The sequence below is a fragment of the Pandoraea pneumonica genome, assembly GCF_049918595.1.
GTDB classification, from domain to species: domain Bacteria; phylum Pseudomonadota; class Gammaproteobacteria; order Burkholderiales; family Burkholderiaceae; genus Pandoraea; species Pandoraea pneumonica_A.
In genome coordinates this window covers 66,533-85,073 of record NZ_JBNCRZ010000004.1, presented here as the reverse complement: position 1 = coordinate 85,073, position 18,541 = coordinate 66,533, and the positions used below count along the sequence as shown (strand labels likewise).

At 62.5% G+C, this 18,541-nt stretch carries 19 protein-coding genes; 10 read left to right on the top strand and 9 right to left on the bottom strand.

The window, feature by feature from the left end; all coding sequences use genetic code 11:
* Positions 1-234: 234 nt before the first annotated feature.
* Genes thiL through ACPWR9_RS16925 form a run of 3 tightly spaced genes read left to right on the top strand, consistent with a single transcriptional unit; the run spans position 235 to position 2,326 of the window.
* Positions 235-1,248, top strand: a complete 1,014-nt coding sequence (gene thiL, locus ACPWR9_RS16935) for a thiamine-phosphate kinase (protein WP_426299504.1) — start codon at positions 235-237, stop codon at positions 1,246-1,248.
* Positions 1,245-1,766: a phosphatidylglycerophosphatase A family protein gene (locus ACPWR9_RS16930; protein WP_426299502.1), complete on the top strand. Its 522-nt coding sequence runs from the start codon at positions 1,245-1,247 to the stop codon at positions 1,764-1,766. The genes thiL and ACPWR9_RS16930 overlap by 4 nt, the downstream gene beginning before the upstream one ends.
* A 56-nt stretch (positions 1,767-1,822) precedes the next feature.
* A complete protein-coding gene (locus ACPWR9_RS16925) occupies positions 1,823-2,326 on the top strand; it encodes a CinA family protein (RefSeq protein ID WP_150681008.1) in 504 nt (167 codons plus the stop codon).
* Positions 2,327-2,494: 168 nt separating this feature from the next.
* Here the strand turns inward: ACPWR9_RS16925 and pyrF are convergent, their stop codons facing one another.
* Both pyrF and corA read right to left on the bottom strand, forming a co-directional pair.
* A complete protein-coding gene (pyrF, locus tag ACPWR9_RS16920; RefSeq protein ID WP_426299500.1) occupies positions 2,495-3,307 on the bottom strand; it encodes an orotidine-5'-phosphate decarboxylase in 813 nt (270 codons plus the stop codon).
* A 98-nt stretch (positions 3,308-3,405) separates the two neighbouring features.
* Positions 3,406-4,368 carry a magnesium/cobalt transporter CorA gene (gene corA / locus ACPWR9_RS16915; protein WP_426299498.1) on the bottom strand — a complete coding sequence of 321 codons (963 nt, stop codon included), beginning with the start codon at positions 4,366-4,368 and terminating at the stop codon, positions 3,406-3,408.
* A gap of 232 nt (positions 4,369-4,600) precedes the next feature.
* On the opposite strand from corA, the gene ACPWR9_RS16910 reads away from it, so the two are divergent.
* Positions 4,601-5,455, top strand: coding sequence for a mechanosensitive ion channel family protein (locus tag ACPWR9_RS16910; RefSeq protein ID WP_426299496.1), 855 nt, complete (start codon positions 4,601-4,603; stop codon positions 5,453-5,455).
* A 63-nt stretch (positions 5,456-5,518) separates the two neighbouring features.
* Here the strand turns inward: ACPWR9_RS16910 and mtgA are convergent, their stop codons facing one another.
* From mtgA to mpl, 7 genes are all read right to left on the bottom strand, one after another.
* Positions 5,519-6,262 carry a monofunctional biosynthetic peptidoglycan transglycosylase gene (mtgA, locus tag ACPWR9_RS16905; protein ID WP_426299494.1) on the bottom strand — a complete coding sequence of 248 codons (744 nt, stop codon included), beginning with the start codon at positions 6,260-6,262 and terminating at the stop codon, positions 5,519-5,521.
* 9 nt (positions 6,263-6,271) lie between these two features.
* Positions 6,272-7,171, bottom strand: coding sequence for a shikimate dehydrogenase (gene aroE / locus ACPWR9_RS16900; RefSeq protein ID WP_426299929.1), 900 nt, complete (start codon positions 7,169-7,171; stop codon positions 6,272-6,274).
* Positions 7,172-7,262: 91 nt separating this feature from the next.
* Positions 7,263-8,159 carry a lipid A hydroxylase LpxO gene (gene lpxO / locus ACPWR9_RS16895; protein WP_426299493.1) on the bottom strand — a complete coding sequence of 299 codons (897 nt, stop codon included), beginning with the start codon at positions 8,157-8,159 and terminating at the stop codon, positions 7,263-7,265.
* A gap of 72 nt (positions 8,160-8,231) precedes the next feature.
* Positions 8,232-9,212: an energy transducer TonB family protein gene (locus tag ACPWR9_RS16890; protein ID WP_426299491.1), complete on the bottom strand. Its 981-nt coding sequence runs from the start codon at positions 9,210-9,212 to the stop codon at positions 8,232-8,234.
* Positions 9,206-11,410 (bottom strand): ribonuclease catalytic domain-containing protein, encoded by a 2,205-nt coding sequence (locus tag ACPWR9_RS16885; RefSeq protein ID WP_426299489.1) that lies wholly within the window; start codon positions 11,408-11,410, stop codon positions 9,206-9,208. Before ACPWR9_RS16885 ends, ACPWR9_RS16890 begins: the two co-directional genes overlap by 7 nt.
* Before the next feature lie 130 nt (positions 11,411-11,540).
* Positions 11,541-12,152, bottom strand: a complete 612-nt coding sequence (locus tag ACPWR9_RS16880; RefSeq protein ID WP_426299487.1) for a YqiA/YcfP family alpha/beta fold hydrolase — start codon at positions 12,150-12,152, stop codon at positions 11,541-11,543.
* Between the two features lie 66 nt (positions 12,153-12,218).
* The gene (gene mpl / locus ACPWR9_RS16875; protein ID WP_426299485.1) at positions 12,219-13,601 is read right to left on the bottom strand and encodes a UDP-N-acetylmuramate:L-alanyl-gamma-D-glutamyl-meso-diaminopimelate ligase; all 1,383 of its coding nucleotides are present in this window, start codon (positions 13,599-13,601) and stop codon (positions 12,219-12,221) included.
* 215 nt (positions 13,602-13,816) lie between these two features.
* Between mpl and ACPWR9_RS16870 the strand changes: the two genes are divergently transcribed.
* The 6 genes from ACPWR9_RS16870 (at position 13,817) to prmA (ending at position 18,527) form a co-directional block, all read left to right on the top strand.
* A complete protein-coding gene (locus ACPWR9_RS16870; protein ID WP_426299483.1) occupies positions 13,817-14,464 on the top strand; it encodes a UDP-N-acetylmuramate--alanine ligase in 648 nt (215 codons plus the stop codon).
* Positions 14,465-14,480: 16 nt separating this feature from the next.
* Positions 14,481-15,005 (top strand): TlpA family protein disulfide reductase, encoded by a 525-nt coding sequence (locus ACPWR9_RS16865; RefSeq protein ID WP_426299481.1) that lies wholly within the window; start codon positions 14,481-14,483, stop codon positions 15,003-15,005.
* Positions 15,006-15,160: 155 nt separating this feature from the next.
* The gene (gene aroQ / locus ACPWR9_RS16860) at positions 15,161-15,607 is read left to right on the top strand and encodes a type II 3-dehydroquinate dehydratase (protein ID WP_150681019.1); all 447 of its coding nucleotides are present in this window, start codon (positions 15,161-15,163) and stop codon (positions 15,605-15,607) included.
* A 70-nt stretch (positions 15,608-15,677) separates the two neighbouring features.
* Complete coding sequence (accB, locus tag ACPWR9_RS16855) at positions 15,678-16,136, top strand: acetyl-CoA carboxylase biotin carboxyl carrier protein (RefSeq protein ID WP_426299479.1); 459 nt, start codon at positions 15,678-15,680, stop codon at positions 16,134-16,136.
* Positions 16,137-16,242: 106 nt separating this feature from the next.
* A complete protein-coding gene (accC, locus tag ACPWR9_RS16850) occupies positions 16,243-17,604 on the top strand; it encodes an acetyl-CoA carboxylase biotin carboxylase subunit (RefSeq protein WP_150681021.1) in 1,362 nt (453 codons plus the stop codon).
* A 29-nt stretch (positions 17,605-17,633) separates the two neighbouring features.
* On the top strand, positions 17,634-18,527 hold the full coding sequence (gene prmA / locus ACPWR9_RS16845) for a 50S ribosomal protein L11 methyltransferase (protein ID WP_426299477.1): 894 nt from the start codon (positions 17,634-17,636) through the stop codon (positions 18,525-18,527).
* The last annotated feature ends 14 nt before the right edge of the window (positions 18,528-18,541 follow it).

Below are 18,541 nucleotides of genomic sequence, written 5' to 3'. Positions count from 1 at the left end.
GCGAAAAAACGGCGCAAATTCAACGCTGCATCGCACCATATGCGCTTTTTTCGGACCACGGATGAAACATCGGTAAGGCACAGTCCGAGAGGCGGCTAGGCCGTCCTCCGAAATCGCCCGGACTCACCACGAGACCATTGGGAAAACCCGGCGAGCCTCGTAAAATGCGCTACCGGGTATGCGTTTGTCGCGAACCCAGCCACTGCGCTATCCACGACCAGGCCTTCCGCATCCATGTCTGCACCGTCAACATCCTTATCCGAGTTCTCGCTGATCGATCGCTTCTTTACCGGCGCGACACGGCAGGGCGACCAGGTGACGCTCGGCATCGGTGACGATTGCGCATTGCTGCGCCCGCCGGCGGGCGAACAACTCGCCATATCGACGGACATGCTGGTGGAGGGCCGCCATTTCTTTCCCGACGTCGACCCTCGCGCCTTGGGTCACAAGACGTTGGCGGTCAATTTGTCAGACTTGGCCGCTATGGGCGCCAAACCGCTCGGTTTCACGCTTGCGCTCGCATTGCCCGACAGCGACCCGGCATGGCTCGCGCCCTTCGCCGAAGGATTGGCTGCGCTTGCCGATCGCTACGATTGCCCGCTGGTGGGAGGCGACACGACGCGCGGGCCGCGCAACCTCTGCGTGACGGTCTTCGGCGCGGTGCCGGGCGCGCACGCGCTGCGGCGCGACGCTGCGCAACCCGGTGACGATATCTGGGTGTCCGGCACCGTCGGCGATGCGCGTTTGGCGTTGGGGGTTTTGCGCGGAGAATGGCAGATCACCGGGGCAGCCAATACGGCTGCCGAGAGTGGATTCGAACAAGTCCGCCGGGCGATGGATTGGCCTGAGCCGCAGATCGCGCTCGGCATGGCGCTGCGCGGCGTGGCGCGCGCGGCACTCGACATTTCCGATGGCCTGCTCGGCGATCTCGGGCACATTCTCAAGCGCTCGGGCGTCGGTGCGCGGATCAACGTCGATGCCGTGCCCCGCTCGACGATACTTGCCGCACAATCGCCGGCGATCCAGCGACTTTGCACGCTCGCCGGTGGCGACGACTACCAGTTATGTTTTTGCGCCGACAGTGCGCAACGCGACCGAATTTCCGCCATCGGCAACGAACTCGGCCTGCGCGTGACGCGTATCGGTACAATAGCGCTTCCTGATGCACGCCAGGCCCCGCTGCAATTACACGATGATACGGGCGCGCCTGTCGCTGCCGACTTCAAAAGTTTCGACCATTTCCAATGAGTACTGACCAAACGGCCGCCCTCAATCCGGGCAGTGGCCCGCGCCGGCCGAACACGCGTTTCCTGTTCTCGCACCCGGCCCATCTGTTTTCGCTCGGCTTCGGCACCGGAATGTCGTCGCTCGCCCCCGGCACTGTGGGCACGCTCTTCGGCTGGGCGTCGTATCTCGTACTCAATCTGTATCTGACGGTCACCGGCTGGGCGACGTTGATTGCGCTTTCGGTCGTCGGCGGCATCTGGATTTGCGGCTTCACCGCGCGCAAGCTCGGCACGCAAGACCCCAGTTCGGTGGTCTGGGACGAAATCGTCGCCTTCTGGATCGTGCTGTTGCTCATCACGCCTACGAGCTTCGTCGGACAACTGGTGGCGTTCATCCTGTTCCGGTTCTTCGATGCCGTGAAGCCGCCGCCGATTCGCTATTTCGACCGGACTTTCAAAGGCGGGCTGGGCATCATGCTCGACGATCTCGTCGCTGCGTTCTGCACGCTGCTCGTCATTGCGCTGTGGCGCTCGATCTGAGTTTTCGAGCGACGCAGCGAAACGCATCTACCCATCCTTTTTGAAGGCGCCGTCCCGTGGTCTCCCAACAATCTCTTCTCGCTCAACTGTCGGTAAAAGTCGGCAATCGTCTGCGTGACGAGCGTCTGATGCTGACCACGGCAGAGTCGTGCACGGGAGGACTCGTGGCCGCGGCAATCACAGACATCTCGGGCAGCAGCAACTGGTTTGAACGTGGCTTTGTGACGTACTCGAATCAGGCCAAGACCGAAATGATCGGTGTGCCCGCCGAGCTCATCGAGAAGCACGGTGCGGTGAGCGAGCCCGTGGCACGCGCCATGGCCGAGGGCGCGTTGTTCAACAGCCGCGCGCAGATTTCGCTGTCGATTACCGGTGTCGCCGGTCCGGGCGGCGGCAGTGCCGAAAAACCGGTGGGCATGGTGTGCTTCGGCTGGAGCAATCGTGTAAAAACGGTTGTCGAGACGAAACACTTCAAGGGCGACCGCACGCAAGTGCGCAGTCAGGCGGCACAACACGCGCTGCGCGGCGTCATCGAATTGCTCGATACGGCCGAGTCTTAACTCACCTCGTTCGTCTGGCCCGCCTGCGGCACGGCAACCGACAGACACAAAAAAAGCGCCTTGCGAATTTGCAGGCGCTTTTTTTGTCGATGGCGTCGACGCTATTGCTTAACCGCTGTGCAACGAAACGCAGCAACCGCATCCGCCACAACACGCACGATCGTTAATTTACCGATACGCGTTGATACTATCGCGCGTTTTCTGCGCAGCAACCGCAGCGGCAGCGGCGAATTGCTCATCGCGTCCGGCGTAAATGATGGCGCGCGACGAGTTGATCATCATGCCCGTGCCATTTGCCGTACGACCGGCTTTGACCGTCGCTTCCACATCACCACCCTGTGCACCGACACCCGGGATCAGCAGCGGCATGTCGCCGACGATGCCACGCACCGTGGCAATTTCCGCCGGGAACGTCGCGCCCACCACCAGACCAATCTGCCCGCTCGTGTTCCACGGGCCTGCGGCCAGGCGCGCCACGGTTTGGTACAACGGCTTGCCGTCGACATCGAGAAACTGAAGATCGCTACCGCCCGGATTCGACGTGCGGCACAACACGATCACACCCTTGTCCGAGTGCGCCAGATACGGCTCCAGCGAATCGAAGCCCATGTACGGGTTCACCGTCACGGCATCTGCACGATAGCGCTCGAACGCTTCACGCGCGTACTGCTCGGCGGTGCTGCCGATGTCGCCGCGTTTGGCATCGAGAATCACGGGGAGTCCCGGATGATCGGCGTGAATATGCGCAATCAGACGCTCAAGCTGTTCTTCGGCGCGATGCGCAGCGAAGTAAGCAATTTGCGGCTTGAATGCGCACGCATACGGGGCCGTGGCGTCGACAATCTCGCGGCAGAATTCGAAAATCGCGTCCGGGCGACCTTGCAGATGCGCCGGAATACGCGACGGTTCGGGGTCGAGGCCGACGCACAACAGCGAGTTGTTGCGGGTCCAGGCCGAGCTGAGGGCTTGCGTGAATGTCATGACGGTTTTCCAGCGGTGTTCCGATTCGAGGCCGCTATTTTACCTGCTTGCCGTGCACGCCCCGCCGGAACCGATTTTCCAGTGCGAGGCACGCCCGCTCAATCGAGCCAGCCGCGATGACGGAAGTACAGGAATGGCGCGATCGCCGACAAGATCATCAGGCCAACCGCAAACGGATAGCCCGCCTCCCATTGCAACTCCGGCATCATCTGGAAGTTCATGCCGTAGATACTCGCGATGAGCGTCGGCGGCAGGAATGCGACCGCAGCCACCGAGAAAATCTTGATGATCTTGTTCTGGTTGATGTTGATGAAGCCGATCGTGGCGTCCATCAGAAAGTTGATCTTGTCGAACAGATACGCCGTGTGATTGTCGAGCGACTCGATGTCACGCAGGATCTGCTTGCCTTCCTGATATTGCTCGTCCTTGAGCATGCGAGTGCGCATCAGAAACGACACGGCACGTCGCGTATCCATCACGTTGCGCCGGATGCGACCGTTCAAGTCTTCCTCAGCCGCGATGCTCTCAAGCGCCTTCGCCGCGTCCGCGTCGGTGAGATTCTTGCCTAACACGCGCCGGCTCACCTCTTCGAGCGCCGCATACACCCCTTCGAGCGAATCGGCCGAATACTCGGCATCGGTCGAGTACAGGTCGAGCAGCACGTCCATCGCATCGCGCACCGAACCGGGCCGAATGCGCGCACGCATCCGCACGAGCCGGAACACCGGCAGATCTTCGTCGTGAATGGAAATCAGCAAGTCTTTGAGCACCACGAACGCCACCGGCACGTTGCGCGATTGCTCTTCTTCGTCGAGTAGAAAATCGGTGCGTACGTGCAACACGCCGCCATCGTCTTCGTAATAGCGTGCCGAAGCTTCGATATCGGTGAGTTCATCACGCGTGGGCAACTTCACTCCGTAGGCCTCTTCGACCCAGCGGCGTTCGTCTTCCGATTCACTGTGTAGGTCGACCCAAACCGGCGAAACACTCGCCAAATCGCTCGGTTGGTCGCAAGTCACCTGTTGCAGGCGACCATTATGGATGACGAAGGCATTGATCAAACGAAGTTCTCCCTGCTACGCGGCGACGCCAAGTGTACAGGCACGCGACAGGCACGCCAAGAGCGGCCAAGCGTGTCAGCGGATGCCGCACCAACGCGTAGGATTATTCTCAAAATCGATGAGTTTGCTGCTTCCCATAGTCACTCGCGTCACACTTCGAGAACCAATCAACGCACTTTGCGTCAATTTTGATATCGACGTTTCGAGACGTCTGCTGACAGGGAGTTCCGAAATGACAGAAGTCACCACCCCACTCGCCTCTTTCGATGCCGTGATGGGGTTTCTAACTGCGAATGCGGTGAGCTACGGCTTGTCGTTCGTTCAAGCCGTGCTGATTCTGCTGATCGGCTTCTGGATCGCTGCGCGTCTGGGTAATTTCGTACGCAAGACGCTCGGTCGATCCCCGAGCTTCGACGCGACGCTCAAGCCGCTGGTCGCGTCGATCGTGCAATGGTCGGTACGAATCATCACCGTCATTGCCGTGCTCGCACAGTTCGGTGTGCAAACGGCCAGCATCATCGCAGTGCTCGGTGCCGCAGGTCTCGCCATCGGTCTGGCGCTGCAAGGCACGTTGCAGAACATTGCGGCCGGCACCATGCTGCTGCTCCTGCGGCCATTTCGGATCGGCGACTACATCACTGCGGGCAGCAACGTCGCTGGCACGGTCGAAGAGATTGGGCTGTTCACCACCACGCTCACCAATGCCGACGGCATTTTCGTATGCGTGCCGAACAGCCAAATCTGGGGCCAGCCGGTGACGAACTACAGCCGCAACGCGACGCGTCGTATGGAGATCACCGTGGGCATTGCACTCGACGACGATCTCGATGCCGCCATGAATGCCCTTCGCGAGCGTGTGCAGCAAGACGAGCGCGTGATCGACAAGCCCGCACCGGAAATCATGGTCAAGCAGGTGAGCGACAGCGCCGTGATCGTGAACGTGCGCGTGTGGTCGCTGCTGAGCAACTATTGGGGGTTGTATTGGGACCTTCAGCGTGGCGTGAAGGAAACGGTCGAGGGCGTGGGTTGTTCGCTGCCGTATCCGACGCGCACCGTCGTACAAATCCCGGCAGATATGCCGCGTTGAGACCTCGGGACCAGCGCTCTCGATGCTGTGACGGCAGCGCTGGTTCCGCGAAATCCCATGCCGCTACTGCGGCAACTCCGCCGCCCCCATGCGCCGTGCGATCACGCCGGCGCGTTGCGCAAGATACGGCGAGTTGCGATGCGTATCGAAATAGCGCGGCCTAGGCAGCATCACCGCCAATCGTGCGGCCTGCCACGGCGATAGCTTCGACGCGGGTATGCCGTAGTAATAGCGAGACGCCGCCTCGGCACCGAACACCCCTTCGCCCCACTCCACCGAGTTCAGATAGATCTCATAGATCCGCTGCTTGTCCATCCAGAACTCAAGCATCCATGTGATCGTGAATTCTTCCGCTTTGCGCAGATAACTCTTCTCGCTCGACAGAAACAGATTCTTCGCGAGTTGCTGCGAGATCGTCGAACCACCGGCGACGATGCGCCCCTTCTTCTGATTCTTCTCCCACGCGCCGAGCATCGCATCGATCTCGTAGCCGTCGTGATTGACGAAGTTGGCGTCTTCGCTCGCGATAATCGCGCGCTTCAGATTGCGTGAAATCTGGTCGTACGGCACCCAGTCGTGTTTGAGCGCGGCTTTCGGATCCGACTCACGTAAACGCTGTTCAGCCGCACGCATGAACGCCGTCGATTGCGGATTGAAGCGCACCCACCAGCCGATTTGCAGGAAGTAATAAAGCTGCGTGGCGAGGATGCCCACGATCAGCAGTGTGACGACGTAGGCCGTCCATTGCCACGGCCCCCACCGACGTTTGCGGGCACCGCGCGGTTGGCGACGTTGAACGGCACTCATGTGATGCGATCAGCCCTTGGCCACGAGCCGGGCACGCAGCGCCGCCCGCACAGCCTGCGTCGTTTGCGACGACGGGCGCACGCCACGCCAAACCGCAAAGGCTTCGGCCGCTTGCTCCACCAACATGCCCAGGCCATCGGCCACTTTCGCGGCACCGTGCGCGCTGGCGTGTGTCATGAAAACTGTCGGGTGTGCGCCGTACATCATGTCGTAGGCCAGCGCCCCAGACGCATACACGCCTCGGGGCAGCGGCGGCACGTCGCCCTGAAGACTGCCAGCCGTCGCGTTGATAACGACATCGAAATTCGTCGGCACAGCTTCCCAGCCACCGCCCGCGAGCGTGACGCCCGCCTGCCCCGCGGCATCGGAGAAGCGAGCCACGAGCGCCTCGGCACGCGCCACCGTGCGATTGGCGACGAACACCAGCGACGGCTTGGCCGCGATCAACGGCAGCAACGCCCCACGCGAGGCGCCACCCGCACCGAGCAACAGCACGCGACGCGCGGCGAGCGACACGTCGAGCGCCCCTTCGATATCGCGCACCAGTCCCACGCCGTCGGTGTTATCGCCCGTGATGCCGCGTGCGTCGAACACCAGGGTGTTCACGGCGCCCGCGGCTTGCGCACGCTCGGTCAGATGATCGGCCAGCGCGTGTGCCTCCAACTTGAACGGCACGGTCACGTTGGCGCCTCGCGCACCGCCGTCGATGAACGCACGCACGGTTGCGGCAAATCCATCGAGCGGCGCCAGCAGACGCTCATACGTCAGATGCTGGGCCGTCTCCCGCGCGAATTCGGCGTGAATGTAGGGCGACTGGCTGTGTTCGACCGGGTGGCCGATCACGGCGTAGCGATCGGCAGGTGTTTGTCCGGTAGCCTCGGCGGGCATGGCTGGCGTGTGGTTTGTCATGGTGGTCAAAGACGCGGCGCCTGGCTTTCGCACAGGCGCCGCTTGGAAATTGCTTCGCATCGTACACCGCGGGCACGTCAGCGACCGTCGCTCAGAAAAAGATCCAAAGCGCGATACCCCCGAACAGCGCCCACTTCACCGCATAGTACACATAGCGGTTCAATGCTTTAAGGCGTTTGCCGACAAGTCGGATCGAGTAAATATACTTGAACACCTTGTTCAGCCCGCCGGTTTTGTCGCCCGCTTCGTTCGGGGAAGCGGCCGCGCCCACCAGATGACGCCCGAGCCAGCGGTTCACTCGCTGCGTCCAGCGGTACTTCATCGGCCGCTCCACGTCGCAGAACAGAATGATCCGGTTCTGCCCGCTCTGATTCTCGGCGTAGTGAATGTAGGTCTCGTCGAACACCACGCCTTCGCCGTCGCGCCAGCTGTAACGCTGCCCATCGACATCGATATAGCAACGATCGTCGTTCGGCGTCACTAACCCGAGGTGATACCGCAACGACCCGGCGAACGGATCGCGATGCCGCACGAGCCGACTGCCGTGCGGCAATTCGGCAAACATCGCTGCCTTGATCGTGGGGATGCGCTGTACGAGGCTCGTCGTCACCGGACACAACGTGTGCGCCGACGGATGCGCCTCGTCATACCACTTCAGATAGAAGCGTTTCCAGCCGCTCTTGAAGAACGAATTGAAACCGACGTCGTTGTATTTTTCCGAAGCCCTGATGCGACGAGCTTCGAGAAGTGCAAGGGCTTCCGTGCGAATGGCTTCCCAGTTCTGGCGCAATGGTTCGAGCTCTGGGAAATTGTCCGTCTTCAGATACGGTGTCGTCGGTACGCGTGAAAACGTGTACATGAACACGTTCAGCGGTGACAGAAACGTCGAGTGATCGGACAGTTGGCGGAAGAATTTATGGCGGACCTTACCTCGCAGGTGTACATACACCGCGCATGCAGCAAAGATCGCCAGGAGGACCCATTTCATGGCGGACTTTCCAGTCATTCGGGAAAACATCCGAATTATAAAAAGGTTTGGAAAGTTTTTCCGTGCAGACGCTCAGGGTGCCGCTTTGCCGCCCGTCGTGTCCGCCGCCGACGCCGGTAACGCGAGGGTCTCGGCTTGTACGCCCTGCCGTGAGAACGTCATTCGCGTGACGATCTCCAGAATGTCGTAACGTTGTTTCATTTCAGGCGAGAAATCGCCGAACGGTGCACTCGCCTGCACGATCGCGACGGCGCGCCGGTCGAGGTCCTTGTTGCCCGAGCTACGGGTGATTTCCACCCCTTGCACGTCCCAGCCGTCCTTGTGATAGCCGAGCCCGCCGCGCTGATTGACGTTCAGTGTGACGATCAACTCGCCGTACAGGCGGTCGTTGCCCACTTGCGGGAAGTGGTCGGTGCCGTATCGCTCGATGCGATGACGCAGCGTATCGAAGTAGCGCGCATAGGCCACTTCACGCGTATTGGCCGTGACCTGACCGCGCTTTGGACGCGTCTGGTAGGCCCGCAATTGCTTGTCGATCTCGGCCTGCAACCGGGCAATCTGCTGGTCGACCGTCTGGTCGTCCTGTCCGCGCCCGTTTTGTGCGGCGTTGCTCCGGCTGCGCTGCGACTCCGGCACAGCGGCGTACTGGCTACGCAGTTGCGATAGCAGCTTCTCCTGCACGGCTTCCAGTTCGCTCACATTGCGCTGAATCTGGGCGACGGGCGCCCCGTCGCGCTCGACGGCGCGCGATGGCAGCGGCGAGGTCGCGCGTTCGCCATCGTGCTCACCGCCGCCCACCAGATTCGCCTGTGCGAGCGCGGTGGCTTTCTCGGGCGCGTTAGCCGACTTTGCGTTGACGAGAACGACTTCGAGCGGGGTGTCGGCGCTATGCAACCGGAAGCTGTCGGGGGCGACGAAGTGCACGGCCAGCGCAATCAAATGCACGATGGCCGAGATCACGAGTCCCGTGGCGAGCGGATGCTCGCGCACGAGCGCCCAGCCGCGGCGGCGAGCCGCGGCCAGATCGCCGGACGCGACAGCCGGTTTCAGCACGCAGCGTTCGCCGAAGCGTTGGCAGCCCCCGCGGCCATCAGCGCCGCACCGAACGGGGACGGTTCCGTGACTGCGGTGGCGTCGGTCGCAGCGGCGGCACGCTCAGCGCGTTCGTCGCTATCGTCGGTGCCGGTGTCGTCGTCGCGTTCGGCGTCATCGGTGTCATCAGCGTCATCGACATTGCCACCGTCGTCGTTACCTTCGATGCCACCCTCGGCATCGGCGGCACCGTCGGCACCGTTACCACTGTCCTGACCGCCTTCACCACCGTCGCCGTCGTCTTCGTCGTCGGCCAGCAGCGACTGACTTGCGTCGAGCACTTGCGACACGCGCACCGAAATACCGAGCGTGACAACGTCGAGCGAGAGCACGTCGAGCATGATTTGCGTGCCGCGCGCGTGCGGCGCGAGGCCCGGCACGACCAGCGTGAGCGGCACATCGTTCAGACGCACGGTGTCACCCTTGAGTACGCTCGCCTGCACCTGCGACTTGTTCTCCTGAAGCAGCCAGCGCAGGCACCAGTAGCGTTCCATTCGGCTCTGATGCTCGGCATACGCGGCGTACGCGGCTTCGAAGCTCGACACCGTGACGTAGAGGTCAGCATCCTTCGGTTTGAACGGCGCCGCCAGCTTGGCCGTGACACCGTGACGGACACAGGCGAGCAACTGCCATTGATTCACCAGATCGACGTAGCGACGCAGCGGCGAGGTGCTCCACGCGTACTGCTCCACGCCGAGCCCTTCGTGCGGCGCCGGCGACGTCTGCATGCGAGTACGGTTCACGCCATAGGCGCGCTGCGCGCGATAGATGCCGGGCACGCCGCAGTCGGCCAGCAACCGGCCCCAGCGGCTATTCGCCAGAATCGCCATTTCGGCCACGATCAGATCGAGCGGTGCGCCGCGCATGCGCTGCTTGATCGTGACGTGTTCGCCGTCGACGTAGAAATTGAAGTCGGTCTTGTTCTGCACTTCCGGGCGCAGGCCGTAGCCCACGCGCGCCGCCTGACGCTTGTCGTACAGCGATTGGGCGAACGGCCACAGCAAGCGCAGTTCTTCCTTATGCGGATACTCGCCGCTGCCGTCGGCCAGCGTTTCGGCCGTGATGATCGAATCGAGTTCGTTATGGCGCAGATTGGCGGAGATCGGCACCATTTCGGCACGCGTCTCGGTCGTGACGATCTCGTACGTATCGGCCTTGACCACCACATACAGCGAGAGCGCCGGACGCGCGCCGCCTTCGGCGAGCGTATAAGCCTCGACCACAGAGTCGGGCAGCATCGTGATCTTCTCGCCCGGCGCGTAGACGGTCGAGAGACGCACGCGCGCGATTTCGTCGATGGCGTCGCCACGGGCGATGCCGAGTGCCGGTGCAGCAATGTGAATGCCTACGCGCAGCAAGCCGTCGGGCAGCACTTGCACCGACAGCGCATCGTCGATTTCCGTCGTCGTGGAATCGTCGATGGAGAACGCCTGCACGTCCGCGAGCGGCAAATCTTCGGTCGGCACCGGCGGCGCACCCACATCGGGGAAGCCCGTGCCACGCGGGAAGTATTCATATAGGAACGCCGCTTCGTGATAGGCGCGTGGCGAGGCAATGCCACCGCAGGCCAGCATCACTTCAGCCTGCGTCTTGCCCAGCGCACTGGCGGCCGCGTCGAGGGCCTTCCATTCGATGGCGTTCTTGTCCGGGCGGAACAGCAGTTGCAGTTCCTTGCCCTTGAGCGCGTCGGGCAGCGTGCCCGCGATCATCTGCTCGGCATAACTCGCTTGCAACTCGGCCTGCTGTTGCTTGCGGGCGAGACCGGCGAGCGCTGCCTGAATCTGCTCTTGCGGTGCGCGTTGGTATTGACCACGGCCCTTACGGCGGAAGTAGATCGGCGAAGCTTGCAGCGCGAGCGCGAGGCCCGCTTGCTGCGCCACGCTCGCGCCTTCGCCGAAGTACTCGGCCGCGAGCACCGGGAACGCGAATTCCTCGGCCGGCGCGCATTCCCACAGGAAGCTCATGTCGATATCTTGCGACGCCGCCTGTGCCTGCACGATCAGCTCGGCCGGCGCGGGGGACTCGAAGCGCAAGAGAACGTCGCGTCCCTTGATCTTGCTGCGGCGTCCGCCCGGCAGCTCCACCTGATACGACTCGCCCTGCTGCGACAACACCGTGCCGGCTTTGAAGCCGCCGGATTCCTCAAAAAAAATGTTCATGAAACAGCCATCGATCGCAATAGGCGACATTGTAGCCCGCCGACGTGCGGCGGTTTAGGGCAGAAGGGGAACGCGCGTGTCGTCACGGTCGTCGGCAGCGCTTGCCACCGCCCGTCGTCGACGCGAATCATTATTCCCCGGCAAAAGCGGCCGACGTGCCGATGGGCGTAGGCACATCGATGCCGGCGAAACGCAGTACGTCGTCCATGTAGTCGACGAAATCAGAAATCCCGTGGTCGCTGCCTTCGATCAACGTCAGTTTGGCCCCCGGGAATTTCGCGACCATGTCGCGGTAGTCGAGCGTCTGATCGCCGGTCGCTGCCACCAGGTAGTAACGCTCGGGACGCGTGATCTGCGCCACGTCGATCATGCGCAACTCGTCGAGATGACGGGGCTCCACGACGATGGTGCCGCCACCGTGCCACATCGGCTGCTCGCCGAGCCACTTCCCGAGGTCGTCGTACGGGCGCGTGGCCGGATTGAGCAGCACGGCGCGGCAGCCGAGCTTCTCGGCCAGATACGTCGCGTAGTAACCGCCGAGCGAGCTTCCCACAATGGTCAGTTCGTCGGGGCTCACGCCGGTGAGTAGTCGCTGAGCGTCGACGACCGCCGCCAACGGCGACGGCGGCAGTTGCGGGCACGCCCATACGTGACCCAGCCCGAGCTTGTGCATGCGGGCGGCCATCAACTGCGCTTTGAACGAACGCGGCGAGGAACGGAAGCCGTGCAAATAGAGAATCATGTAAGGCTCCGGAAAACTTGTGTGTCGGTAATACAGGCGGCGATCGAGGACGTCATGAATCCTAGATTAGGCGCGCGCCGCGAGCGCATCGAGTAATTTCTGATGAATGCCGCCAAAGCCGCCATTACTCATCACCACCACCTGATCGCCCGGTTGCGCCGCCGCGACGACGGCACGCACCAGCCCGTCGATCTCGCTGAACGCCTGGCCGCGCGCCCCCAGGGGCGCGAGTGCCTCGGCCAGATTCCAGCCAAGCGAATCCTTACCGCTCGGCGCGCCGTAACCGAACACCAGATCGGCATCGGCCAAACTTGCGGGCAACTGCGCTTTCATCACGCCGAGCTTCATCGTGTTCGAACGCGGTTCGAGCACGGCCAGAATGCGAGCTTCGCCAGCGCGGCGGCGCAGTCCGGCAAGCGTCGTCTGAATCGCGGTCGGGTGATGGGCGAAGTCGTCGTAGACGGTCACGCCGTTGGCCACGCCGCGCACTTCCATGCGGCGCTTCACGTTTTCGAACTTGGCGAGCGAGGCCGCGCCTTGCTCGGGCGGCACCCCGACATGACGCGCCGCCGCGATCGCAGCCAGCGCATTCATCCGGTTGTGTTCGCCTTGAAGCGCCCACTTCACTTCGCCTGCGGCGGGCTGGCCGTGATGTACCCAGAACGCTTCCTGTCCGGGTGCCAACGTCTCGGTCGCCTGAGCGACGTGCCAGCCGTCGGCAACACCGAATCGCTCGACTTCGCTCCAGCAGCCACGCGCCAGCACGCGCTCGAGTGCCGGTTCGCGGCCGTTGACGATCAGACGGCCCTGCCCCGGCACAGTACGCACCAGATGATGGAATTGCGTCTCGATGGCAGTCAGATCCGGGAAGATGTCAGCGTGATCGAATTCGAGGTTATTCAGAATGGCCGTGCGCGGGCGGTAGTGGACGAATTTCGAGCGCTTATCAAAGAAGGCCGTGTCGTACTCGTCCGCCTCGATCACGAAGAAGTCGCTTTCCGTCAGACGGGCCGAAATGCCGAAGTTCATCGGCACGCCGCCGACGAGAAAGCCCGGGTTGTAGCCCGCGTCTTCCAGAATCCACGCCAGCATCGACGTGGTCGTGGTCTTGCCGTGCGTACCGGCGACCGCCAGCACCCACTTATTAGCCAGCACATGCTCGCCCAGCCATTGCGGCCCCGAGGTGTAGGGAAGATTCCGGTTCAGGATCTCTTCCATGAGCGGGTTGCCGCGCGAGACCACGTTACCGATCACGAACAGATCGGGCTTGAGCGAGACCTGATCCGCGTCGAAGCCCTCGATCAACTTGATGCCCTGCGCCTCGAGCTGGGTGCTCATCGGCGGATAGACGTTGGCGTCGCAACCGGTGACGGTGTGACCGGCCTGACGCGCCAGAACCGCCAGGCCGCCCATGAACGTGCCACAGATGCCAAGAATATGAATATGCATGGATGGGGAGCAGATGAGGACGGGCCATGCCCGTGCGGGAAATGGGAGTGCGGATAACCGAGGGCTACATTGTACCTGCCACGCGAGGCGGGTGGCCCGCCCGAGCACGTCCCCGTCCTTGTGCGGGTGTTGGCTTGGCGTTGCTCCGTCGTTGTCCAATACAGCCGTCGCGCCACGCAGGCGGGCGGACACGCCTTTCGGGTATCATCGGCCGCATGACACGTAAATCCTGGACCGATGCCCAACGCCTGCGCGAAGAAATCGCGCTCGCGGCCGCTCGCCTTATCGCCGAGGAGGGGGCCGATTACGCCACCGCCAAGCGCAAGGCGGCCAAGCAGGTGACGGGCGAGACACGTATTGCAGGCGAATTGCTGCCGGATAACGACCAGATCGAAGCGGAAGTGCGCGAGTACGTGCAGACGTTTATGTCGGACACGCAGCCCGCCGAGCTGGCGCACCTGCGCGGTGTGGCACTCAATGTCATGGACGAGTTGGCTCGCTACCGTCCATATATCACCGGAGCGGTCTACAACGGCACTGCCACGGCGTTATCCGATATCTATTTGCAGGCATTTTGCGATAACCCCAAGGAAGTCGCCATCGATCTCCTGAACCGGGGTATCGACTACGAAGTCTCCGAGTCGCGCCATTTCAACGGCCGCGGCATGGTCGAGACGTTAAGTTTCCTGTGGCGACAGCGCGGGCAGCGCGGCGATCCGGCCGGTGTCCACCTCGTGCTCTATTCGCTCGACGACATGCGCGGCGCGCTCAAGGCCACCGACGGCAACGGCCGTCCGGCCCGTACCGACGCAAACGGCTTGCGCGCCCTGATGGCCGCGACGCCAGTGCCCACTCAAGCTTGATTTCCCTTTTCCCGTCATGACAAAACGCATCGTCATTCTGGTGATTCTGGCGCTCGTAGGGCTGTCCGCCGGCTTCTGGCTGGGCCACCGCAACCAAGAGGCTGCCGATACCTCCGACGCCGCTGTCGCCCAACTGCTCGCGACCCGGCTGCCCGACCTCAAGGGCACGGAACAAGCCGTGTCGCAGTGGCGCGGGAAGACGCTCGTGGTCAATTTCTGGGCACCGTGGTGCGGCCCCTGCGTAGAAGAAATGCCGGAATTGGCGGCCCTCTCCCATGAATATGCAGCGAAGAACGTGCAATTCGTCGGGATCGGCATCGATACCGCGCAGAACATGATTGCGTTCGAACAGAAGGTAAAAGTCGATTACCCGCTGCTGGTCGCGGGCTACGCGGGCACCGACCTTGCCCGGGCGCTAGGCGACAAGGCGGGCGCCCTGCCGTTTACCGTGGTGGTCGACGCCCAAGGACGCATGCACTATCAGAAGCTCGGCCGCATTACGTCCGACGAGGTGCACGCGGCGCTCAAACCGCTTATCTGACCCCACTTGTACGGGGTGTTTCGGTGGGCGGCGCCCGCCTAACATAGCCAGACACCCCGGAAACCCGCGTATTACGGTGCCGATTTTCGCCCTACTGGACAAAATCCACCAACTGGCGTTTAATTGCGCCCAATTTCGTGAAATTTGATTCGCCGATGCCTCACCGCATTCTCGTGCTACACGGCCCTAACCTGAACCTGCTCGGTACTCGCGAGCCGGAGGTGTACGGTCGCACGACCTTGGCCGACATCGACAATGCCCTGCTGGCTCAGGCCCAGGCAGCCGGTGCCGAACTGGCGACGTTTCAAAGCAATCACGAAGGCGCACTGGTTGACCGGATTCAGGCGGCGCGCGGTGAATCGATCGATTTCATCGTGATCAACCCTGCGGCCTATACCCATACGAGCGTGGCAATTCGCGACGCGCTGGCGGGTGTTGGCATCCCGTTCGTCGAAGTTCACCTCTCGAACGTGCATGCCCGCGAAGCCTTCCGGCATCACTCGTATTTTTCCGATATTGCGCAAGGTGTGATCTGCGGCCTGGGCTGGCGCGGGTATACCTACGCACTCGATTTTGCCCTGCACCGGCTCACCGGCGGGTAGTCCTCTCATCCCCAATTTCCCATCGCGGGACGCTGTTCCCGCGTCGATACCGAATCAAGGAGCTTCCTTCATGGATTTGCGCAAACTCAAGACGTTGATCGACCTCGTCGCCGAATCGGGTATTTCCGAGCTCGAAGTCACCGAAGGCGAAGGCAAGGTCCGCATCGTCAAGGCACCGCCGCAAGTGATCGCCGCCCCGATGCAAATGGCCATGCCGGCAGCCCCGCAAATGAGTGCGCAACCCGCCGCTGCCGCCCCCGCAGCGCCGGCCCCGGTGGCCCCGGCCGTGCCGCAAGGTCACATCGTGACCTCGCCGATGGTCGGCACGTTCTACCGTGCCCCGTCGCCGGGCGCCGACGCGTTCGCGCAAGTGGGCGACTCGGTCAAGGAAGGCCAGACGCTGTGCATCATCGAAGCGATGAAGCTGCTCAATGAGATCGAGTCGGACAAGGCCGGCGTGATCAAGGAAATCCTCGTCGAGAACGGTCAGGCCGTGGAATACGGTCAGCCGCTGTTCGTGATCGGCTAAAGCCAGTTGCCGGACGCGCGCGCGTTGCTGCGGCTCTCGGCTTTGCCGTGCCGCACCGCCGGGTGCCCGGCCCCGCTCCTTACCCCTACGGGCAGGACTGCACATAATGTTTGAAAAAATCCTCATCGCCAATCGCGGCGAAATTGCCCTGCGCATCCAGCGTGCGTGCAAGGAAATGGGCATCAAGACGGTTGTCGTCTACTCCGAAGCCGACAAGGAAGCGAAGTACGTCAAGCTCGCCGACGAAGCCGTGTGTATCGGCCCGGCACCGTCGCAGCTCAGCTACCTGAACATGCCGGCGCTCATCAGCGCGGCAGAAGTGACCGATGCTCAAGCGATTCACCCGGGCTACGGTTTCCTCTCCGAGAACGCCGACTTCGCCGAGCGCGTCGAGCAATCGGGCTTCACGTTCATCGGTCCGCGCCCCGACACCATTCGCCTGATGGGCGATAAGGTCTCGGCCAAGCAGACCATGATCAAGACCGGCGTGCCGTGCGTGCCGGGTTCGGAAGGCGCGTTGCCCGACGATCCGAAGGAAATCGTGCGCATTGCCCGCCAGATCGGGTATCCGGTGATCATCAAGGCCGCTGGCGGCGGCGGTGGCCGCGGCATGCGCGTGGTGCACACCGAAGCGGCGCTCGTGAACGCGGTCAACATGACGCGCGAAGAAGCCGGCCGGGCGTTTAACAACCCGGAAGTCTATATGGAGAAGTTCCTCGAGAACCCGCGCCATATCGAAATCCAGGTGCTCGCCGACAAGCACAAGAACGCCATCTGGCTGGGCGAGCGCGACTGCTCCATGCAGCGCCGTCACCAGAAGGTGATCGAAGAAGCGACCGCACCGCTGATTCCGCGCCGTCTGATCGAGCGTATCGGCGATCGTTGCGCCGACGCCTGCAAGAAGATGGGTTACGTCGGTGCCGGCACGTTCGAATTCCTGTTCGAAAACGGCGAGTTCTACTTCATCGAAATGAACACGCGCGTGCAGGTCGAACACCCGGTGACCGAAATGATCACGGGCATCGACATCGTGCAAGAACAGATTCGCATTGCCGCCGGCGAGAAGCTCGCTCTGCGTCAGCGTGACATCCAGTTCCAGGGTCACGCGATCGAATGCCGTATCAACGCCGAAGATCCGTACAAGTTCACGCCGTCGCCGGGCCGCATCACCGCCTGGCACATGCCCGGTGGCCCCGGCATCCGCGTCGACTCGCACGCTTATAACGGCTACTTCGTGCCGTCGAACTACGACTCGATGATCGGCAAGCTGATCGCCTACGGCGCCACGCGCGACCAGGCCATCCGTCGTATGCGTGTGGCGCTGTCGGAAATCGTGATCGAAGGGATCCAGACCAACATTCCGCTTCACCGCGAAATGATGCTCGACGCCAAGTTTGTCGAAGGCGGCACGAGCATTCACTATCTGGAACACAAGCTGGCGCAGAAGACTGCCGTCGGCGGCAATTAAGTCGTTTTATCTGTAAGGAAGTCGTCGCCATGTATCGCGAACTCGTCGTGGAAGTTGCCCGCGCCCAAGCTGAGGCCCTGTCGGACACCCTGATCGATCTGGGCGTCCTGTCGGTCTCCGTGGAAGACGCGGATGCCGACACCCCCGACGAGCAACCGATGTTTGGCGAGCCGGGTCTCACCCCGCCGGACACCGCGTGGCAGCGCTCGCGCGTGGTGGCCCTGGTGGGGGAAGATCAGGACGCCGCCGTGCTGCTCGCGGCGGCCGTCAACGAACTGAACCTGCCGGAGTCGCCGACGTTCACGCTGCGCGATGTGGAAGAACAGGATTGGGTACGTCTGACGCAATCGCAGTTCGAACCGATGCAGATCGGTCAGCGCATCTGGGTCGTGCCGTCGTGGCACGACGCGCCCGATACCGACGCGTTGATTCTCGAACTCGATCCGGGCCTCGCGTTCGGCACGGGGAGTCACCCGACCACGCGCTTGTGCATGGAGTGGCTCGAACAGCACGTGCAACCGGGGCAATCGCTGCTCGACTACGGTTGTGGCTCGGGCATTCTGGCCATCCTCGCGCGCAAGTGCGGCGCCGATCCGGTCATCGGCATCGACATCGATCCGCAGGCGGTCGAATCGGCACGCTATAACAGCGAGCGCAATCACGCGCCGGTCGAATACGGCCTGCCCGACGATCTGCGCGACGGTCAATTCAATATCGTGGTCGCCAACATTCTGTCGAATCCGCTCAAGTTGCTCGCGTCGATGCTCACGTCGCGCGTGGCGCCGGGCGGCCGGCTTGCGCTCTCAGGTGTGCTGGAACGACAGGCCGACGAGGTGATTGCGGCTTACGCGCCCTATATGAAGATGTCGGTCTGGCGCGCACACGATGGCTGGGTCTGCCTGCACGGGCAGGCCGCCGGTTAAATCCACATAACGCG